This window comes from Pseudomonas sp. IPO3778, assembly GCF_013386825.1.
GTDB lineage: Bacteria > Pseudomonadota > Gammaproteobacteria > Pseudomonadales > Pseudomonadaceae > Aquipseudomonas.
On sequence record NZ_JACARC010000012.1, the window covers coordinates 97873 to 117122 of the forward strand.

The 19250-nt window shown below is 62.3% G+C and carries 17 protein-coding genes; 9 read left to right on the forward strand and 8 right to left on the reverse strand.

Features of this window, described 5'->3' with window-relative positions:
- Positions 1 to 130: 130 nt before the first annotated feature.
- Complete coding sequence (locus tag HX855_RS04220) at positions 131 to 1771, forward strand: sensor domain-containing diguanylate cyclase (protein WP_177088978.1); 1641 nt, start codon at positions 131 to 133, stop codon at positions 1769 to 1771.
- A 149-nt stretch (positions 1772 to 1920) separates the two neighbouring features.
- Positions 1921 to 2541: a LysE family translocator gene (locus tag HX855_RS04225; protein WP_177088979.1), complete on the forward strand. Its 621-nt coding sequence runs from the start codon at positions 1921 to 1923 to the stop codon at positions 2539 to 2541.
- A gap of 2 nt (positions 2542 to 2543) precedes the next feature.
- On the opposite strand, the gene HX855_RS04230 is transcribed toward HX855_RS04225, so the two are convergent.
- Entirely contained in the window at positions 2544 to 3248 is a 705-nt protein-coding gene (locus HX855_RS04230; RefSeq protein ID WP_177088980.1) for a CerR family C-terminal domain-containing protein, read from the reverse strand.
- Between the two features lie 99 nt (positions 3249 to 3347).
- On the opposite strand from HX855_RS04230, the gene HX855_RS04235 reads away from it, so the two are divergent.
- The 3 genes from HX855_RS04235 to HX855_RS04245 are packed head-to-tail and all read left to right on the forward strand — an operon-like array spanning position 3348 to position 7451.
- Positions 3348 to 4460 (forward strand): HlyD family secretion protein, encoded by a 1113-nt coding sequence (locus tag HX855_RS04235; protein ID WP_177088981.1) that lies wholly within the window; start codon positions 3348 to 3350, stop codon positions 4458 to 4460.
- Positions 4453 to 6033, forward strand: a complete 1581-nt coding sequence (locus tag HX855_RS04240; protein ID WP_177088982.1) for a DHA2 family efflux MFS transporter permease subunit — start codon at positions 4453 to 4455, stop codon at positions 6031 to 6033. Before HX855_RS04235 ends, HX855_RS04240 begins: the two co-directional genes overlap by 8 nt.
- A complete protein-coding gene (locus tag HX855_RS04245) occupies positions 6030 to 7451 on the forward strand; it encodes an efflux transporter outer membrane subunit (RefSeq protein ID WP_177088983.1) in 1422 nt (473 codons plus the stop codon). Before HX855_RS04240 ends, HX855_RS04245 begins: the two co-directional genes overlap by 4 nt.
- Positions 7452 to 7580: 129 nt before the next feature.
- Here HX855_RS04245 and HX855_RS04250 read toward each other — a convergent pair whose 3' ends face one another.
- From HX855_RS04250 to HX855_RS04260, 3 genes are all read right to left on the reverse strand, one after another.
- The gene (locus tag HX855_RS04250; RefSeq protein WP_177088984.1) at positions 7581 to 9776 is read right to left on the reverse strand and encodes an OsmC domain/YcaO domain-containing protein; all 2196 of its coding nucleotides are present in this window, start codon (positions 9774 to 9776) and stop codon (positions 7581 to 7583) included.
- A 98-nt stretch (positions 9777 to 9874) separates the two neighbouring features.
- Entirely contained in the window at positions 9875 to 10672 is a 798-nt protein-coding gene (locus tag HX855_RS04255; RefSeq protein WP_177088985.1) for an alpha/beta fold hydrolase, read from the reverse strand.
- Positions 10673 to 10826: 154 nt separating this feature from the next.
- Positions 10827 to 11390: an Rrf2 family transcriptional regulator gene (locus tag HX855_RS04260; RefSeq protein WP_177088986.1), complete on the reverse strand. Its 564-nt coding sequence runs from the start codon at positions 11388 to 11390 to the stop codon at positions 10827 to 10829.
- A 176-nt stretch (positions 11391 to 11566) separates the two neighbouring features.
- Here HX855_RS04260 and HX855_RS04265 point away from each other — a divergent pair, with 176 nt between their 5' ends.
- A complete protein-coding gene (locus HX855_RS04265) occupies positions 11567 to 12769 on the forward strand; it encodes an NAD(P)/FAD-dependent oxidoreductase (protein WP_177088987.1) in 1203 nt (400 codons plus the stop codon).
- Positions 12770 to 12774: 5 nt separating this feature from the next.
- Here the strand turns inward: HX855_RS04265 and HX855_RS04270 are convergent, their stop codons facing one another.
- Entirely contained in the window at positions 12775 to 13659 is an 885-nt protein-coding gene (locus HX855_RS04270) for a LysR family transcriptional regulator (protein WP_177088988.1), read from the reverse strand.
- Positions 13660 to 13771: 112 nt separating this feature from the next.
- Between HX855_RS04270 and argC the strand changes: the two genes are divergently transcribed.
- Entirely contained in the window at positions 13772 to 14710 is a 939-nt protein-coding gene (gene argC, locus HX855_RS04275; RefSeq protein WP_177088989.1) for an N-acetyl-gamma-glutamyl-phosphate reductase, read from the forward strand.
- Here the strand turns inward: argC and HX855_RS04280 are convergent.
- Positions 14688 to 15818 carry an epoxide hydrolase family protein gene (locus HX855_RS04280; RefSeq protein ID WP_177088990.1) on the reverse strand — a complete coding sequence of 377 codons (1131 nt, stop codon included), beginning with the start codon at positions 15816 to 15818 and terminating at the stop codon, positions 14688 to 14690. The genes argC and HX855_RS04280 overlap by 23 nt on opposite strands.
- A gap of 122 nt (positions 15819 to 15940) precedes the next feature.
- On the opposite strand from HX855_RS04280, the gene HX855_RS04285 reads away from it, so the two are divergent.
- A complete protein-coding gene (locus tag HX855_RS04285; protein ID WP_177088991.1) occupies positions 15941 to 16822 on the forward strand; it encodes a LysR family transcriptional regulator in 882 nt (293 codons plus the stop codon).
- Positions 16823 to 16838: 16 nt separating this feature from the next.
- Here the strand turns inward: HX855_RS04285 and HX855_RS04290 are convergent, their stop codons facing one another.
- Positions 16839 to 17207, reverse strand: coding sequence for a hypothetical protein (locus HX855_RS04290; protein WP_177088992.1), 369 nt, complete (start codon positions 17205 to 17207; stop codon positions 16839 to 16841).
- 119 nt (positions 17208 to 17326) lie between these two features.
- Between HX855_RS04290 and HX855_RS04295 the strand changes: the two genes are divergently transcribed.
- Positions 17327 to 17869 (forward strand): AAA family ATPase, encoded by a 543-nt coding sequence (locus tag HX855_RS04295; RefSeq protein WP_177088993.1) that lies wholly within the window; start codon positions 17327 to 17329, stop codon positions 17867 to 17869.
- Between the two features lie 336 nt (positions 17870 to 18205).
- Here HX855_RS04295 and HX855_RS04300 read toward each other — a convergent pair whose 3' ends face one another.
- Complete coding sequence (locus HX855_RS04300; RefSeq protein ID WP_177088994.1) at positions 18206 to 19126, reverse strand: LysR family transcriptional regulator; 921 nt, start codon at positions 19124 to 19126, stop codon at positions 18206 to 18208.
- Positions 19127 to 19250 lie beyond the last annotated feature (124 nt).

Here is a 19250-nt window from a genome sequence, read left to right on the forward strand (position 1 = left end):
GCGCCATATTCTGCCATGGCCCACGTGGGAACACAGACCTGAAATCAACGCGCGTATAAACCATCAGACTATGGCAACTATCCGAACGGTATGACTACCATGCAACCACACTCCTTTCAGATAGCCCCCAATGATCAAAGCCAGCCTGCGTAGTCACCTGACCCTATGGTTTGCCGGTTTGTCGCTGCTCACGCTGGTGAGCGTTGGTTTTTACGTTGGGCATATCGCCACGGAACAAATGAAGCTCGCCAGTGGTAATGCGCTGCTCAGCACCGCCCGCTCCACCGCTGCGCTGCTGGCCGTACAACTGCGGGAACGCCAGCTTGAGGTGTCCCTGCTCAGCCGCGCGCCGGTGTTTCGCCGGGGCAACCTGGACGACCCGGATATCCTGACCTCCATGCAACTGCGCACCCAGTCCCGCGCCGAATACGCGTGGATGGGCGTGGCCGACAGTGACGGCCATGTGCGCCAGGCGGTGAACGGGTTGTTGGTGGACCAATCGGTCAAGGCGCGCCCCTGGTTCCAGGCCGGGTTGCAAGGCAACTACACCGGCGATCCCCACGAGGCGGTGCTGCTGGCCAAACTGTTGCCGGGCGCCACCGGTGAGCCTTGGCGCTTCATTGATTTTGCCGCGCCGATCCGCAATGCCGAAGGCCAGGTGATTGGCGTGCTCGGCGCCCACGCCCATTGGACCTGGGTGACCCAGATCGTCGATTCGGCCGTGATGCAAAAAGGCGCGGCACCGGACGTCGAGGCGCTGATCATCGACAGTGACGGCAAGGTGCTCTACCCCGAGCAACTGGCCGGTGAACAACTGCCCCAGGACCGGCTCTCGAACACCACCGGCTGGTCGGTCGACAATGGCTACGTGACCAGCGCAGTCGCGGTGCCCAGCCCGTCGAACTCCAGCCTGACGTGGTACATCGTGATGCGCCAGCCGCTGGAAATCGCCCTGCATCCCGCGCGCGTGCTGCTCTACAAGCTGCTGCTGTTGGGAGTGATCGCCGCGGTGGCTTTCGGCTTCGTGGCCTATTACCTGGCGCTGCACCTCAGCCGGCCCATCGAGGATCTCGCACGGTCGGCCAAGCAGGTCCAGGACCACCAGCCCGGCGCTTTTTTCCCCCAGGACCATTTCGTACTGGAGATCGCGCAGCTCGGACAGTCCATCAAAAGCATGACCCAGTCGCTGCTCGGCAAGGAGCGCGAGTTGCAAGAAACCAACGCCTCCCTGGAAGCCATCGTCGCCCAACGCACCGCGGCCCTGACCCAGGCCAATGCCGAGCTGTTGAACCTGGCCAGCCACGATGCCCTGACCGGCGTCTACAACCGCCGGCGCTTCGACGAAAAACTCGCGGAATACAGCCTGCTCTTCCAGCGCAGCGCGCGCGCGTTTGCCCTGCTGCTGATCGACGTCGACCATTTCAAGCGCATCAACGACACCCATGGCCATGCCGTCGGCGACGACGTACTGCGCCAGCTCGCGCAACTGATCCAGCAAACCACCCGCGCCACCGACTTCGTGGCCCGCTACGGCGGTGAAGAGTTTGCCGTGCTGCTGCCGGAAATCGAAGCCCCGGACAGCCCCGACGTGGTGGCCGAAAAGATTCGTACGGCGATCGCCGGGGCGCACTTTGAGTGGGTGGGACAGGTCACGGTGAGTGTCGGCATCGGGCTCGTAGAGGCCTCGGACAGTGACACGACGGTGCTGATCAAGCGTGCGGACCAGCAGTTGTACCTGGCAAAATCGTCGGGGCGTAATCGCGTGGCGTGACGGTGTATGCTTCGCGCTCTCAAAACCCAACGTCTCCAGGGAGGGCCGCATGGGCATTTTGGATCGTCTGTTGGGTGGGCGCTTTACCCTGCCGCCGCCCGAAGAAACCAACACCAGCCACGCCGCGATCATGCGGGAGGTGAATAGCCATGCCCATCGCCGATAACCTGCTGGCGTTTACCTTCGCCGCCACGCTGCTGACGCTCACCCCGGGCCTGGACACCGCCCTGGTGTTGCGCACCGCCACGGTGGAGGGCAAACAACAGGCGTTGCGCGCCACCCTGGGTATCAACGCTGGCTGTTTGCTATGGGGCGCGGCGGTGGCCTTTGGGCTGGGCGCGTTGATTGCCGTGTCCGAGGTGGCCTTCAACGTCTTGAAGTATTGCGGCGCGGCTTATCTGGCGTGGCTCGGCTTGAACATGCTGCTGCGCCCGCGCCGCTCGCTGGCCCCCGTCGCGGCAGACGGCAAGCCCGGCGCCAACTGGTTCTTGAAGGGCATGCTGGGCAACGTCCTCAACCCCAAGGTCGGGATTTTCTACGTGTCGTTCCTGCCGCAGTTCATCCCGCAGGGGCATTCCCTGGTGGCCTGGACATTCGGGCTGGTGAGCATCCATGTGGTGATCAGCCTGATCTGGTCGCTGGTGCTGATCGGCGCTACCCAGCCACTGGCCGGGGTGCTGCGGCGTGAAAAGGTGATCCAGTGGATGGACCGCACCACCGGCATGATCTTTGTGCTGTTTGCGGCCCGGCTGGCGTTCAGCAAGCGCTGAGGTCAGCGCCGGTCCCGGTGCCGCACCAACCCTTCGAGGGTAAACCGCGCCTGCATCAGCACCACGTCCCGCACCAGCTCCATTTCTTTCTGGTTCACTTCGGTCCAGTTCAGGGCGGAGAGCAGCTTGGGTTTCTGCACCCGAAACGCCAGGCCCTGGGTGAATAACGCCATCGAGTGGATCACCGTGCGCTCGTCGTCGACCGCAAGGCCCGCCAGGCGCGCGATCAGCAGGCGGATCACGTTGGTAATGCGTGACTTGAAGCATTCGTCGAAGGCCATGGTCGCGCTGTCGGGGCACAGGCCGGCTTGATGGCGATCCATAAACGCACGCCAGGCGGTGGTTTCAGGACTGTCCTGAATCGTCGAGACCACCGTGCCGAGGATGCCCAACGAGACCTCGATCAGCGCCTGATCATCAACGTCGGGATTGGCCAGCGCACCTTCCGCGGCCTCAACGGGCTCGGACATTTTTCGCCACAGCAGCGTGATCAAGTGTTCGACGCATGCCAGGTACACGCCTTCCTTGCCATCAAAGTAGTACTGGATCGCCGGAGCATTCACCCCCGCTGCGTTGGCGATGTCCCGGGTGGACGCACCGTCATAGCCACGCTCGCCAAACACCACCACGGCCGCTTCGACAATGCGTGCGCGGGTTTCTTCGCCTCGCTGATAACCCCCTTCGGCGGCCGGTTTATGTCGTGCCATGTGTCGCTCCGTTTTTTTAACGTAACCAAAATATACCAGTTGACAAATTTTCGCGAAAAAACGAATTTATTCCAACTGATATAAAACTGGAGTGACTTGATGTCTGCTGCACCTCCCTCATCTCAGGTCATTCCTGATACCACCGTCAACGGCCAGCGCGGCAAAGCCCGGCGTATTCTCATGACACTGGCCGGCGTTGCGCTGCTGCTGGGGCTGGCGTGGGGCGCCTGGTGGTGGCTCACCGGGCGCTTTATCGAGACCACCGATGACGCCTACCTGCAAGCCGACAGCATCAGCGTGGCGCCGAAAATCAACGGCTACGTCGCCGAAGTGCTGGTGGCCGATAACCAGACCGTCAAGCGCGGCGACGTGCTGGTACGCCTGGACGCCCGCAAATACCAGGCAGTGAGTGACGAAGCCTCGGCAACGATTGCGGCCCGCGAGGCCGACTTCGCCAAGGCCCAGGCCGACCTGGTGCAGCAGGATTCAACCATCGCCGAAGCCCGCGCCCAACTGCAAGGCGCTCAAGCCGACGCCCAGCACGCACAAACCGAAGTCGCCCGTTACGCGCCCCTGGCCCGTTCCGGTGCCGAGCCGGAAGAACGCCTGGCCCAACTCAACAACCAACTGGCCCAGGCCCGCAGCACCGTGGCCGCCAAGCAGGCCGCGTTGCGCTCCAGCCAAACCCGCTACGGCACCCTGCAAGCCCAGCTCAAGCAAGCCCAGGCACAACTTGGGGTGGCCAAGGCCAGCGAAGCCCAGAGCCAACTGGATGTGGACGACGCCGTCATCCGCAGCCCACTCGACGGCCGCATTGCCGATCGCGGCGTGCGTGTCGGCCAATACGTACAGCCCGGCACGCGCCTGTTGACGGTGGTGCCAGTGAGCGCGATCTACCTGACCGCCAATTACAAGGAAACCCAGATCGGCGAGATGCGCGCCGGGCAGACCGTCACCGTGCATGTGGACGCACTGCCAGGCCATGATATTCAGGGCCATATCGACAGCCTGTCCCCGGGCACCGGTGCACAGTTCGCGTTGTTGCCGCCGTCGAACGCCACCGGTAACTTCACCAAGATCGTGCAGCGCGTGCCCGTGCGCATTTCCCTGGATGTACCGGATGACGACGTTCGCCAGGCCCTGGTGCCCGGCTTGTCCGCCACCGTGGAAGTCGACACCCGCACCCACACGGCAGATGCCAACCATGGCTGAAGCCCTCTTGACCGACGTGCCCGCGGACAAACCGCGCAACGCGTCGCTGACAGACTGGATCGCGGTTGCCGCCGGCTCGCTGGGCGCGTTGCTGGCGACCCTGGACATCTCGATCACCAACTCGGCCCTCCCGCAAATCCAGGGCCAGATCGGCGCAACCGGCACTGAAGGCACGTGGATTGCCACCGGTTACCTGATGTCGGAAATCGTCATGATTCCCCTCGCCGCCTGGCTGACCCGGGTATTCGGGTTGCGCCGGTTTCTGATCGGCACCGCCTTGATGTTCACGTTTTTCTCGATGTTCTGTGGGCTGTCATCGAGCCTGGGCGCGATGATCGCCGGGCGCATCGGCCAGGGTTTTGCCGGCGGCGCGATGATCCCGACCGCCCAGACCATCGTGCGTACCCGCCTGCCCGCCCATCAGTTGGCCATCGGCACCACGATGTTCGGCATGACGGTGATTCTCGGTCCGCTATTGGGCCCGGTGATTGGCGGATGGCTCACGGAGAACATCAACTGGCGCTGGTGCTTCTTCATCAACCTGCCCGTCAGCATCACCTTGATCACCTTGCTGATCACCGGCTTGCCGAGCGAGCGCATGAACCTTCAACAGTTCATCAAGGCCGACTGGCTGGGCATCCTTGGCCTGGCCATGGGCTTGAGTTCACTCACTGTGGTGCTGGAGGAAGGCCAGCGCGAACACTGGTTCGATTCCCTGCTGATTATCTGGCTGAGCATTGCGATGGTGGTTGGCTTCTTCCTGATTGCCGTGGGGCAGCTGCGCTCGAGTACGCCGATACTGCGCCTGCAACTGGTGCTCAACCGCAGCTTTGGCAGCGTGCTGCTGATTGCCACGGCCGTCGGCGCCGGCTTGTATGGCACGGCGTACCTGGTGCCGCAGTTCCTCGGGATTTTGTCGGGCTACAACGCGCAGCAATCCGGTTCGATCATGCTGCTGTCGGGCATCCCGGCGTTTCTGCTGATGCCGATCCTGCCGAGAATGTTGGGCCGCCTCGACCTCCGGATGATGGTCGGTGTGGGTTTGTTGATGTACTGGGCCAGCTGTTTTCTCGACACTCAGCTCACCGCCCAGAGTGTCGGCCATGATTTTTACTGGTCGCAGATTCTGCGGGGCTTCGGGCAGATCCTGGTGATGATGCCCCTCAGCCAGCTGTCCATGCGGTCGGTAGAAGCCCGGGATGCCGGTGACGCGGCCGGGCTCTACAACATGTCCCGCAACCTCGGCGGCACCCTGGGGCTGGCGTTGCTGGGGGTGCTGATGGACCGGCGCAGCCACTTTCACGACGACATGCTGGGCGAAGGCATCCAGGCCAATACCCAACTGGCCCAGGACCAGATGGCGAACAACACCGCCAGCTACCTGGCGCAAACCGGTGACCCTTCTACGGCGTCCTTGCAAGCCCTCGGTAACCTGGCCAGCGACATCGCCCAGCAAGCGGCGGTGATGGCCTATAACGACGCGTTCTACGTGCTGGGACTCGCCATGCTGGCGTGCCTTCCCCTGATCTTCATCCTGAAAAAGCGCGCGGCGCAGGCAGGCCAACGAACATGATTTATCGCTCACTTCCCCTGCTCTTCACCGTCGGCCTGCTGACGGCGTGTACCGTGGGGCCGGACTACCAGGGCGCACCGGATGCCGCGCCAAAAACCCTGGCGGCCGGGCGCTTGCCCCACGCCGACAGCGGTCTGCCACGCACACCAGCTGTCGCTCAGTGGTGGCAAACCCTGGGCGACCCGCAGCTCAACCAGTTGGTGGCCCAGGCCCTGCAAAACAGCCCGGACATGGCAACCGCCCAGGCCCGGCTCAAACAATCCCGCGCCAGCCTGAGTGGCGCCAATGCCAACGCCCTGCCGAAGATCACCGGCGATGCTGCGATGCTCAAACTGCGCTCTCCCGACACCTCGGCATTGGGGGGCAGCAGCGGCGGCGGTCGCGGGCCCTTGAGTCTTTACCTCGCCGGCTTTGATGCCAGTTGGGAGGCCGACCTGTTTGGCGGCACTCGCCGTGCAATCGAGGCGGCCCAGGCGGAAAACGACGCGTCACAGGCGCAATTGGCCGATGCCCAAGTGCAACTGGCGGCCGAGGTGGTGCAGACCTATGCCGACCTGCGGGACCAGCAGGCGCGACTGGCGCTGGTGGATGCCAGTGTCGACATCGAGGAGCAGGCGTTGGACCTGACCCAACAGCGGCGCAGTCGTGGTGTGGCCTCGCAGTTGCAACTGGAACAGGTACTGACCCAGGCCGAAAACACCCGGGCTCAACGCTTGCCGCTGCAAGCGTCAATCGTTGAAGCCGTGGACCAACTGAACTTGCTGTGTGGCCTGGAGCCGGGGGAGCTGGATGCACAGCTCAACACGCCCCGTGCCCTGCCCGCCATCCCAAGCCAAGTGCCGTTTGCCGACCCGGCGGCGATTCTGAAAGCCCGTCCTGACATCCGCGTGGCCGAGCGCCAACTGGCGTCCAGCAACGCTCAGATCGGCGAGAAAACCGCCGACTGGTTTCCCAAGCTCAGCCTGATGGGCGACTTGTCATTCTCGGCGGCGGATCCGGGGCATCTGGCACGCAAGGACAGCGGCACCTGGCTGCTGTTGCCGCGGCTGACCTGGAACGCCCTGGATTTTGGCCGGGTGGCGGCCAGTGTCAAAGGCGCCGAAGCCGGGCGCGACGAGGCCCTGGCCCATTACAAAAGCGTGGTGCTGAGTGCGTTGCGTGACGCGGATGTGGCGTTGGCCCGGTATGGCAACCAGCGGCAGAACGTGGTGCTGTTGCGCAATGTGGAGTCGTCGGCGGTGCGGGCGGCGGACCTGACGCGCCAGCGTTATAAGGCAGGCACGGCGAGTACCCTGGACTGGCTGGATGCGGAGCGTACCCGGTACCAGGCGCAGGAGAGCCGGATTTCCGGGGATGCGGCGTTGCTCAAGGACTTTGCGTCGTTGCACAAGGCGCTGGGGTTGGGTTGGACGTTGTGACCGCTCAGGGCAACGCTTGACCCTGTGGGAGCTGGCTTGCCTGCGATGCAGACACCTCGGTGTATCTGATGCACCCAGTTGATGCCATCGCAGGCAAGCCAGCTCCCACAGGTATTCTTCGTAGATCGATCAGCGTGCCGTGTTAGCCCGCGCCGCATGCAGCTTCTTGTAGCTGTCAATCAACCGCAGATGCCGATCCAGCCCTTCCAGCTTCATGCTCGTCGGCGTCAAGCCGTAGAACCGCACGCTGCCGTTCACCGAACCAATCGCTGCGTCCATCCGCTCGTTGCCAAACATCCGGCGCAAGTTCACTTCGTAGTCCGCCAGTTCCAGGTCTTCGTCCAGTTCCATCTCCAGCACCGCATTCACGGCCTGGTAGAACAGCCCGCGCTCGACGGTGTTGTCGTTGTACTGCTGGAACATCTCCACCAGTTCCTTGGCTTCTTCGAACTGCTGCAAGGCCAGGTATATCAGCAGCTTCAGTTCCAGGATGGTCAACTGCCCCCACGCGGTATTGTCGTCAAACTCGATGCCGATCAAGGTGGTGATGTCGGTGTAGTCGTCCAGCTCACTTTCCACCAGGCGCTCAACCAGGCCCTTCAGCTCGGCTTCGTCAAGGCGGTGCAGGTTCAGGATGTCTTCGCGGAAAAACAGCGCCTTGTTGGTGTTGTCCCAGATCAGGTCGTCGATCGGGTAGATCTCCGAATAGTCCGGCACCAGGATGCGGCAGGCGGTCGCGCCGATGTGCTCGTACACCGCCATGTACACTTCCTTGCCCATGCCTTCGAGGATGCCGAACAACGTCGCGGCTTCCTCGGCGTTGGAGTTTTCACCCTGGCCGGAGAAGTCCCATTCGACGAATTCGTAATCCGACTTCGAGCTGAAGAAGCGCCACGACACCACGCCGCTGGAGTCGATGAAGTGCTCGACAAAGTTGTTCGGCTCGGTCACCGCGTGGCCTTCAAACGTCGGCTGCGGCAAGTCGTTCAGGCCTTCGAAGCTGCGGCCTTGCAGCAGCTCGGTGAGGCTGCGTTCCAGCGCCACTTCCAGGCTTGGGTGGGCGCCGAACGAGGCGAATACGCCGCCGGTGCGCGGGTTCATCAAGGTCACGCACATCACCGGGAATTCACCGCCCAACGACGCATCCTTCACCAGTACCGGGAAGCCCTGGGCTTCCAGGCCCTGAATCCCGGCCAGGATGCCGGGAAATTTCGCCAGCACTTCCTGGGGCACATCCGGCAGCGCAAATTCGCCTTCGATGATTTCGCGTTTCACTGCACGCTCGAAGATCTCCGACAGGCACTGCACCTGGGCTTCAGCCAGGGTGTTGCCGGCACTCATGCCGTTGCTGAGGTACAGGTTCTCGATCAGGTTGGACGGGAAATACACCACCTCGCCATCGGACTGGCGCACAAACGGCAGCGAAACAATGCCGCGTTCTTCGTTGCCGGAGTTGGTGTCGTACAGGTGCGAGCCGCGCAGCTCGCCATCGCGGTTGTAGATATGCAGGCAGTGGGCGTCGAGGATTTCCGGCGGCAACTCGTCTTTACGGCCGGGCTTGAACCAGCGCTCGTCCGGGTAATGCACAAACGCCGCGTTGGCGATGTCTTCGCCCCAGAACTGGTCGTTGTAGAAGAAGTTGCAGTTCAGCCGCTCGATAAACTCGCCCAACGCCGACGCCAGTGCGCCTTCCTTGGTGGCGCCTTTGCCGTTGGTAAAGCACATCGGCGAGTGGGCATCGCGGATATGCAGCGACCACACGTTGGGCACGATATTGCGCCACGACGCGATCTCGATCTTCATGCCCAGGCCCGCCAGGATGGCCGACATGTTGGCGATGGTTTTTTCCAGCGGCAGGTCCTTGCCCGCGATGTAAGTACCGGCATCGGACGCCGCGCTCGGCATCAACAACGCCTGCGCATCGGCATCCAGGTTTTCCACTTCTTCGATCACAAACTCCGGCCCGGCCTGCACGACCTTTTTTACCGTGCAACGGTCGATGGAACGCAAGATGCCCTGGCGGTCCTTGTCGGAGATATCCGCCGGCAGTTCCACCTGGATCTTGAAGATCTGGTTGTAGCGGTTTTCCGGGTCGACGATGTTGTTCTGGGACAGGCGAATGTTGTCGGTGGGGATGTTGCGGGTTTCGCAGTACAACTTCACAAAGTAGGCCGCACACAACGCCGACGACGCCAGGAAGTAATCGAACGGACCGGGGGCCGAGCCATCGCCCTTGTAGCGAATAGGCTGATCGGCCACCACGGTGAAGTCGTCGAACTTGGCTTCAAGTCGAAGGTTGTCGAGAAAGTTGACCTTGATTTCCATGCGGGATTACCAGAATAGCGAGCAAAATATGGCCGCCATTATCCGGGTTTCGAGGCGTAAGTCTTGTGCTTTCGGGCCGGGCCGATCGCTGGAGCCTGTTATCCGCCGCGCTGAAAGTCCGCGATCTGTTGCCACATCGCGATCGGGTTGGAGTACATCGGGAAGTGCCCGCACTGGGCAATCGGCGCCAACCGCACGCCGTGCGCCTGGATATGCGCCAGGTACGACAGATGGGCGTTCTGCTCGCCGTACATGAACATACGCGGGCATGCCAGGCCGAGGAATTTGCCCATCAGGTCGGCGTTATCCGACAGCTCGACCATCGACTGGAAAATCCCCCGCACCGCACCGGCGCGCACTTTATGCCTCAGGCTCGCCGAATAGAGCGCGCTGGCATAGGCCGGCGCCTGGCGGGTGCGCTCGATGAACGCGGTGAAAAACGCCTCGGGATCATCCGCCGGATAGTCGACGATCTGCCGGCTGAGGAAGCAGTCTTCGGGGGCGATATTGCCTTCGATATCGACAAAGCTCAGCACCCGGCCCGGGAACCGGTGCGCCAGCATCAGGGCGGTCAGGCCGCCCATGGAGTGGCCCACCAGATGGAACTGCTCGATGTGGAAATGCTCCAGCACCTGCACGGCGGTCTGCAGCAGGAACGGGATGGAGATTCGCGAGAGGTCGCTACACTGGCTTTCACCGCAACCGGGGGCGTCGTAGGCGACAAACGGATGACCATCAAACGCGGGCTGCAGGACGATGTCGGCGTAGTCTTCCTTGGTGGAGCCGAAGCCATGCAGGAACACAATCGGCGCCAGGGTGCCCGTGCGGTGGATCGTGGCGATGTTCAACGGCACACCGTCGACCGTCAGGGGGAGCTGGGTGTGAGTGAATGGCATACAAAGACTCCTTGAAAAAGGCTATCGCACCAACGGCTGCGGCGGCCCAAAAGCTGCCAATTTCAAGGATATGACGGCCGCGGTAAATACCGGATTCAGGAAGGTATCCATAGGCAAATCGTATGAATTCACGCAGCAACGCGTGAGGCGTTGCTCAGTCCGAGACGTGGGTGACCGGGATGGTCTGGTCATCCGGTGCCGGCGCACTGCCCTTCTTTTCCCGACGGTCGTTTATCCATTGGCCCACCTGGGTCTGGAAGTCGGCGGGCGACTTGCGGCTGACCTTTCGGGCAAGGTCAAGGATGGTTTGTTGGGCCAGGGCTTCTTCCATGCGTTTTTGGGCGGTCATCATCGCGGCGTGAATCGAGCAATGCCCGTCCAGCGCCCAGGCCGGCGGCTTGCCTTCGAACAGCGCACAGCGGCCGCGGATTTCCCGGCAATCAAAAATCAGCTTCTGGCCGTCAATCGCGTTGACGATATCCAGGATGCTGATCTCGTCCGAAGACCTCGACAGCTTGAACCCACCCCGCACGCCTTCGGTGGCCACCACCAGTTTTGCCTTGGCCAGCTTGGTGAAGATCTTCGCCAGGTAATCCAGGGGCACGCCTTGCAACTCGGCAAGATCACGCACGCTGGCCTCGCGGCTCTCGCCACCATCGCCTACCAGAAACACCAGGCAGTGAATGCCGTATTCAACGCCTGCGCTGTAAAGAGGCATCTAAATCTCCGACTAAATGAGTCGCATATTTTAGCCACCATCGGTCTCATCAGCAAGGACCTTCCCGAGAAAACGGGGCAGATAAATTTCTTGCCTCCTGTAACTACGATCAATATAGTCGTAGTTATCGAGAGCCGCTCGCTCACGAACTCATCACTTCTCACCCGGGGTTAAACATGAAACAGCAGATTCTGGTTATTGGCGCAGGTTTCGGGGGCATGTGGGCCGCGTTGAGCGCGACGCGCCTGTTCGACATTCACGGTCACGGCGACGTTGAAGTCACCGTGCTTGCCCCGCAGGCCGAGTTGCGCGTACGTCCACGCTTCTACGAACCGAATGCCCACCAACTGGCCACGCCCCTTGGTGAGCTGTTCGACTCGGTAGGTGTCAACTTCATCAAGGGCGCTGCCGAGCGCATTGATGTTGCGCAAAAACAGGTGGGTTACCTCGACGCCAGCGGCACCCCCCAGGTATGCCGCTACGACAAACTGGTGCTGGCCACCGGCAGCCGTCTCGCGGCGCCCAACATGCCAGGCGTTGCGCAATACGCCTTCGATGTGGACCAGATAGAGCAAGCCGTACGCCTGGAGAACCACCTCAAGTCCCTGGCCGCCCTTCCGGATAGCGTCGGCCGCAACACCGTCGTGGTGGCCGGCGGAGGCTTCACCGGGATTGAAACAGCGACCGAAATGCCGGCACGCCTGCGGACCCTCCTGGGTGACGACGCCGACATCGAAGTGATCATCGTTGATCGCGGCGCAAAAGTCGGCGCGTCCATGGGGGCCGAGATCAGCCAGTCGATTGCACACGCCTGCGAACAACTGGGGGTGAAATGGCGCCTGAAATCCTCGGTGGTCGCCGTCGATGAAAACGGCGTCACCCTTGACGATGGCCAGCGGATCGCCGCAAAGACCGTCATCTGGACCACCGGCGTGCGCGCCAGCTCGTTGACCGAACAGATTCCGGGCGAACGCGATGCCCTCGGCCGCCTGCATGTGGACGCGCACCTGCAAGTCATCGGCCAGCCAGACATCTTCGCCACCGGCGATGTGGCCTACGCTGCCACCGATGACCTGGGCAACCACGCACTGATGACGTGCCAGCACGCGATCGTGCTGGGTCGCCATGCCGGTAACAACGTGGCCGCGCAGATGCTGGGAGTGGCCGCCACGCCCTACCGTCAGCCCAAATACGTGACCTGCCTGGACCTGGGCGCATGGGGCGCGGTGTACACCGAAGGTTGGGATCGCCAGGTCAAGTTGACCGGGCAGGAAGGCAAATCCCTGAAGACGCAGATCAACACCGTGTGGATCTACCCACCGGCCGCCAACCGCGAAGCCGCCTGGGCCGCTGCAGATCCATTGATCCCGATTGCCTGAGGCGCCTAACCCGCGCTCAACCCCCACAACACATCCAGCACGTGTTGCGTCGGCCGCTCGACGTCCCCGGCGCGATGGGCGATACCCAGTTGTCGCCACAACAACGGCTGCAATGGCCGCATCACGATCCGGGCGTCGGGCAAAAGCGTAGATGCTTCATGGGGCAACAACGTCGCCCCATAACCGGCGGCCACCAGGCTTTTGATCGCATCGTTGTAGTTCAGTTGAATGCGCGGTGTGGGCTGATGCCCGTCATTGGCAAACCACTCGGACGTCAGGCGCGACAGCCGGGTGGTGGTGTCATTCAGGATCAAGGGTTGGGCGGCCAGCCACGCGGGTGTCACCACCGCGGGGCATTCCCGGCGTGCGGGCAAAAAAGCCATGACCGGATCGCGGCGCCATGGCTCAATCCGCAACCCCTTCACCGGCGCCTGTGGCAGCGCCACCAGGCCGATCTCCAGGGCACCCTCGGCGAGCTTTTTCAGCGTGTCCTGCGACGTGAGCACTGCCACCTGCACATCGATCGCGGGATGGTGTTGACTCAAGGTTTCCAACGCTTGCGGCAGCAACTGCGCAATGGCCCCGGTGGACGCGCCCAGACGCACACGCCCGGCCAGCCCCAGCACCTGACGCTCCACCTCCTCCAACGCCTGTTCCGCATCCGCCAACAATCGGCGCGCACGCTCAACCAGGGTTTCACCGATCGCCGAAGGCTGCACACGCCCGCGGGTACGTGACAACAACTGCCCGCCTACCCGCGCCTCCAGGTCGGCGATGTGCAAGCTGACGGTGGGTGGCGCGAGGTTCAGCATGCGCGCCGCTTCGGCGAACGAACCGAGGTCGGCAATCGCCACCAGCGTGCGCAGGCGGTCCAGGCTGATTTCGCGCATGGGTCACTCCTCATTCAGAAAAACTGAATTCCATCGTTTGGAAATTCAACTTTTCCTATGCTAGCCGCTCACCGAAGATTGGAACACCTGATTTCCTCTTCGAGCGCATCCCATGGCAAATCCTCTTGTATTTATCGATGGCGACCAAGGCACCACCGGCTTGCAGATCCATCAACGGCTGCGCGACCGCACCGACCTGCAACTGATCACCCTCAGCGCCGAACACCGCAAAGACCCCCAACAGCGCGCCGAGATGATCAACGCCTGCGACATCGCGATTCTCTGCTTGCCCGATGACGCCGCACGGGAGGCTGTCGCGAGCATCAAAAACCCGGCCGTGCGGGTGATCGACGCCAGTTCGGCGCACCGTACCCATCCCGACTGGACCTATGGTTTCGCCGAGATGAATCCGCAGCAGGCCCAACGCATTGCGACAGCGCAGCGGGTCAGCAACCCCGGCTGCTATCCCACCGGGGCGATCGGGTTGCTGCGCCCGTTGCTTGAGGCCGGGCTGTTGCCCAAGGACTACCCGACGACCATTCATGCGGTCTCGGGCTATTCCGGCAAAGGTCGCGCCGGGGTGCAGGAGCATGAGGGAAGCGACGCCTCACAGGCACCTGCTTTTCTGGTGTACGGCCTGGGGCTGGCGCACAAGCACGTGCCTGAGATTCAGCTGCAAAGCGGGCTGACGGAGCGGCCGATATTTGTGCCGGCCTACGGCGCCTTCCGCCAGGGCATCGTCCTGACCATCCCGCTGCAACTGCGGTTATTGGCACCGGGAGTGGATGCCGCACAGTTGCATGCCTGCCTGACACAGCACTACCGCGATGCCCGTCACGTACAGGTGCTGTCGATGCAGGCCGCCAACGAGCTGACCTACCTGGACCCTCAAGCCCTGAATGGCACGGATGACGTGCGCTTGATCGTGCGTGAAAACCACGAGACAGGCCAGGTCTTGCTGGCGGCCGTATTCGACAACCTCGGCAAGGGCGCCGCGGGGGCCGCCGTGCAAAACCTGGATTTGATGCTCAAGCCGAGACCTTGGCAATGAAGGTTCTCAAGTCCGCCAGCATCAACGCCGGCTGTTCCCAGGCCGCAAAGTGACCACCGGCCGGCATCTCGCTCCAGTGCACGATGTTGAACGTCTTCTCGGCAAATGAGCGCGGCGGCGGCACGAACACCGGGTCGCGAAAGGCGGCGAATCCGGTCGGTACTTGAATGTGAGTGCCGACCGGGAATTTCGACGAGCCCTCCAGGCGTTTGCCGTGGTACATCCACGTTGCGGTGACCACCGACGAGGGGGCGAGATACAGCATGATGTTGGTCAGCAATTGCGCTTCGGTAAACCGACTCCAGAGGTCCGGGCTGCCGTCAGCACTCTTGGGCAGATCGGCCCAGGTGCCGATTTTTTCCAGGATCCAGCCGGCTACCCCCACCGGGCTGTCGGCCAGCGCGACACCCAAGGTTTGCGGGCGGGTTTCCTGCAGGTGGTTATAGCCGGTTTCCCAGTCGATCAGCACGTCGCGCCGGGCAACGAAAGCCTGCTCCTGCGGCGTGGTTGCGACAGTGCCCTGCGCCACCAGGTCGGCCATATTCAAGTGAATCCCGAGTAACGCCTCCGGCCGGTCGTGGGCCATCCAGCCCGCGATGCCTGAACCCCAGTCGCCCCCCTGAACGATAAAGCGGGTATGCCCGAACAACCAAACCATCAGCCCGTGCATAAGCTCGGCGGCCCGACGCGGACCGATCACCCCGGTGATCGGCCGGGAGAACGCAAACCCCGGCAGTGACGGCACGATCACATCGTGTCCGTCAGCCGCCAGCGGTTCAAGCAACGCCTCGAATTCAAGGTACGAACCTGGCCAGCCGTGAAGCAGCAGCACCGGGGGCTTGGAACCGTCGCCGCGCACCTGCACGAAATGCAGGTGCTCGCCCTCGATCTCGGTGATGAAATTGGGCAGTTGATTGAGGTGCTTTTCCACCTGGCGCCAGTCGTAGGATTCAAGCCAGTAAGTGACCAGCCGCTTGAGGTCATTGACGCCAACGCCCGCCTCCCAGCCACCCAGATCGGGGAGTTGGGTCCAGTCGTAGGCGGCGACTTTGTCGCGGATGGCGGCCAGACGTTCGTCGGTGATGTTGATGGTGTAAGGCAAGATCATGGGATTCTCCTGGTGAGTTTCCGTATTGCATTGCTTTACGCAATACTCACCCCGACAAAATCAGTTGTGAACCCCATTACTCCGCTCAAGGCCTTTGCGCCAAACGCATAAGTGAGTTTTACGTGGACATCACCGACGAACTGGAAATCTTCACCCTCGTGGCCGAAACCGCGAGTTTCTCGGCAGCTGCACGCCACTTGAACCTTGCGCCGTCATCCATCGCCCGGGTGCTGGACCGCATGGAAGCACGGCTTGGGGTGCGCTTGTTGCTGCGAACCACGCGATCGCTGACCGTGACCCCGGAGGGCGCGGCCTACCTGTCGTGCGCCCGGCGGATCCTCGTCGACCTGCGGGAAACCGAACAGCAGATAACCGATCAAAGCTCACCCCGCGGGCGCCTGCGCGTCAGCAGTTCGCTGCTGTATGGCAGGACCTTCGTGATCCCCCTGCTGGCCGAGTTCATACAACGCTATCCGGACATCCTGGTGGACATCAACCTGACCGACACCGTGGTCGACATCGCCGCCGGCCAAGCGGACGTCGCGGTGCGAATGGGCCCGTTGCCCGACAGCGCCCTGACCTCCCGCCGGCTTGGCGCCACCCACAAGGTCATCATCGCCTCCCCCGGCTACCTTGCACGGCGCGGCACGCCGCAGGTACCGGAGGACCTGCTGAATCACGACTGCATCGGCTTCAACTTCAAACGCGCCGCGCCCACCTGGCCGTTTCGCAAGGATGGCCACGACTATTCACTGACGATCAAGGGCCATGTGGAAACCAATAACGGCGACACCCAGGGCCAATTGGCGGCCGAGGGCATCGGCATCGCACGGGTCTGCGCCGAGACCGTCGAAGACACGATCCAGGCGGGCCGGCTGGTGCCGCTGCTGGAGGCCTTCAACCCTGGCGACGGGGAAGAGATTCATGCCGTGTTCCTGGGGGGCACACACACGCCGGCACGGGTCCGTTGCTTTGTCGATTACCTGGTTGAGCGGTTCCAGTGAGCGTTAAACCGTGTGGCTACTCTGCGACGAGCTCAACGTAGCTCGACTCCCCACCGCCCTCCGCGCCCGACAACCAGCCCCACACGAAGGCCAGCGTGGTGCGCCCGGCGTCATCCACGCCTACGGTGCCCCGGGACCAGCCGGCCAGAATCTCGCCCTCGGTGGTCAGGCACTGATACAGCAACTCGATGGTAGTGGGACTTGTGGCGCGCCCGACTTGATTGCCCATGCGAATCCGGCCGCCCTGGTAAGTGCCCCAGATGGCGTTGGCGTCGACATGATAATGAAACACCGTGCCTGTCCCGGACAGCCCGTGGGTATTGCCGGCGACGATAAACCGGCGATTGTTCAAGCGTTCGCTGATGTGGGAAAAGGGGGTTTGCATATAAGGCACTTCCTTGATCGACAGGGTCCGTTCCGGGGCCGTAAACCTACCCCATAAGTCTTTAACCGGCCATGCAAAACCTGCACAATTACCGGCTTTTCCGCGACAGGGCGTCCCCCATGCAACGCATCGTGATTCTCGGTAATGCCGGCAGCGGAAAATCCACCCTCGCCCGCACCCTCGGCGAACGCCTCGACCTGCCCGTGGTGCACCTGGACCGCCTGTTCTGGTCGCCTGGCTGGGTCGAACCCGACGCCGAACAGTTCCGCACGCAGGTGCGCGAAGCAGTGGCCCCTGATGCCTGGGTGTGCGAAGGCAACTACGCGCGGCGCACCTTCGACCTGCGCCTGCCCCGTGCCGACCTGATCATCTGGCTCGATACGCCACGGCTCACCTGCTTTACCCGGGTGCTACTGCGCAGCGCACTGAACCGCCCTCGCCCGGATATTCCCGCAGGCTGCAGCGAAAAACTCGACCGGGCGTTCCTGACCTTTCTGAAGTACGTGTGGATGTTTGATCGAGAATCCCGACCACGTATCGAAGCGGTGCGGCTGGCGGCAGGGCCGCAGGTTCCGGTGGTGCACTTGCGGGGTAGTCGGCAGATCGAGGAGTTCCTCGGTAACTTACCCATGACGACTCAGTGCATGGACAGCGCACTATGATCGTTTGCCTGGATCACCCCTTCCCCGAACAGCAGCTCGCTGAAAACGATGAGCTTGACCTTCGGAACGTTTCAGCGAAGGGACGGCCAACGGTGCTGTTCCGGTGCGCAGCTACTGACCTGCGCCTCTACAACCTCAACCGTGCCGTTCTCGCTACCAAAATGAGTAAAGCTGCGATCAGGCCACCCTTGTTTTAAGTGCAGTCTGGCCTCCTGTTTTCGCCCTGTTTTCGTTGGGCGAGTTTTCAGCAGCGCCGAACCGAAAGCGCGCATGAAAAAAGACTGGCTCAAGTGAATTGGCGGGTGCCCGGCGACGGCTATGGCCAAGGCCAAATAGCTAACCTGGAAGCACCTCATCAGAAGCGCGCGCACTGGCGCTCTCGTTGAAAAGCCCAAGGATGAAATCGCGCACATGCACGATGCGCGGGTTGCGCATCGAGGCTTTATTCCACACCAGGTACAGATTGTTGGTAGGCGCGTTCTTTTCAGGGGTGATTGAAACCAGTCGTCCCGACTCCCGCGCCTCGGTGCATTGGTAGTCGGGCAGCACGCTCCAGCCCTGCCCCTTGATGACCAAGTCCTGAATGATGCGAAGATCCGGGATGGTCAGCGCCGCCTGCAGCGTCGGTGCAAACCGGAACATGGCCGTCCACACCGGCCGGATCAATGGCAGGTCTTCGTCATAGGCGATGAGCGGAAGGCTCGCTAGCCGTTCCGCCGTCGGGTGTTTACCCAGCGCGTCCGCCATCTGCGGCGCGAGCACCAGTAGAAAACGTTCGGTGAGCAGCCTGGCAAAGCCGTGCGAGTGTTCATCGGGCATGGACGCGGTGATCGCCAGGTCGGCGGTCGAGGCATTAAGAAGGCTGTAGATGCGGTCTCGGTTGCCCGTGTGCAGGCGGATCCGGAAACCTTGAGCCATCAATGGCGCCAGCCCTGCTGCAACCTTCGCATTGATGAAGTCGGAGGGCCCGGCGATATGCACGGTGCCCCCGCCCTCGCTGCCCAGGCGGTAGGTGGCCAACCGCATTTGCAGGCCGTCAAGCATGGGGCCGACCGCCCGCGCCAGTTCATCGGCCGCCTCCGTCGCGGTAACGCCTCGGGCACGCCGCACGAACAGGGGCTTGCCGACAAATGCCTCCAATGCCTGGATGTGCTGGGACGCCGCCGGCTGGGTAATACCCAGCGCCTCTGCCGCCCGGGTAAACGACTGCAGCCGGTAGGCCTCAATGAACGTACGAAGGTGATCCAGATGGCTCATGAGGTGATCGCGTCCCGGCTGCAACGCTATCGCGATAGAGGCTAGCGTCGACTCAAGCCATAAAATTATTTATCCGAAGACCACAGAATAATAATTTTTTCAATTTCAGGCAATTCTCTAACCT

What these genes read in the sequence shown, in the direction of transcription:
- HX855_RS04220 (WP_177088978.1), top strand. Translation starts at nt 131, where the DNA reads ATGATCAAAGCCAGCCTGCGTAGTCACCTGACCCTATGGTTTGCCGGT.
- HX855_RS04225 (WP_177088979.1), top strand. Translation starts at nt 1,921, where the DNA reads ATGCCCATCGCCGATAACCTGCTGGCGTTTACCTTCGCCGCCACGCTG.
- HX855_RS04230 (WP_177088980.1), bottom strand. Translation starts at nt 3,248, where the DNA reads ATGGCACGACATAAACCGGCCGCCGAAGGGGGTTATCAGCGAGGCGAA.
- HX855_RS04235 (WP_177088981.1), top strand. Translation starts at nt 3,348, where the DNA reads ATGTCTGCTGCACCTCCCTCATCTCAGGTCATTCCTGATACCACCGTC.
- HX855_RS04240 (WP_177088982.1), top strand. Translation starts at nt 4,453, where the DNA reads ATGGCTGAAGCCCTCTTGACCGACGTGCCCGCGGACAAACCGCGCAAC.
- HX855_RS04245 (WP_177088983.1), top strand. Translation starts at nt 6,030, where the DNA reads ATGATTTATCGCTCACTTCCCCTGCTCTTCACCGTCGGCCTGCTGACG.
- HX855_RS04250 (WP_177088984.1), bottom strand. Translation starts at nt 9,776, where the DNA reads ATGGAAATCAAGGTCAACTTTCTCGACAACCTTCGACTTGAAGCCAAG.
- HX855_RS04255 (WP_177088985.1), bottom strand. Translation starts at nt 10,672, where the DNA reads ATGCCATTCACTCACACCCAGCTCCCCCTGACGGTCGACGGTGTGCCG.
- HX855_RS04260 (WP_177088986.1), bottom strand. Translation starts at nt 11,390, where the DNA reads ATGCCTCTTTACAGCGCAGGCGTTGAATACGGCATTCACTGCCTGGTG.
- HX855_RS04265 (WP_177088987.1), top strand. Translation starts at nt 11,567, where the DNA reads ATGAAACAGCAGATTCTGGTTATTGGCGCAGGTTTCGGGGGCATGTGG.
- HX855_RS04270 (WP_177088988.1), bottom strand. Translation starts at nt 13,659, where the DNA reads ATGCGCGAAATCAGCCTGGACCGCCTGCGCACGCTGGTGGCGATTGCC.
- argC (WP_177088989.1), top strand. Translation starts at nt 13,772, where the DNA reads ATGGCAAATCCTCTTGTATTTATCGATGGCGACCAAGGCACCACCGGC.
- HX855_RS04280 (WP_177088990.1), bottom strand. Translation starts at nt 15,818, where the DNA reads ATGATCTTGCCTTACACCATCAACATCACCGACGAACGTCTGGCCGCC.
- HX855_RS04290 (WP_177088992.1), bottom strand. Translation starts at nt 17,207, where the DNA reads ATGCAAACCCCCTTTTCCCACATCAGCGAACGCTTGAACAATCGCCGG.
- HX855_RS04295 (WP_177088993.1), top strand. Translation starts at nt 17,327, where the DNA reads ATGCAACGCATCGTGATTCTCGGTAATGCCGGCAGCGGAAAATCCACC.
- HX855_RS04300 (WP_177088994.1), bottom strand. Translation starts at nt 19,126, where the DNA reads ATGAGCCATCTGGATCACCTTCGTACGTTCATTGAGGCCTACCGGCTG.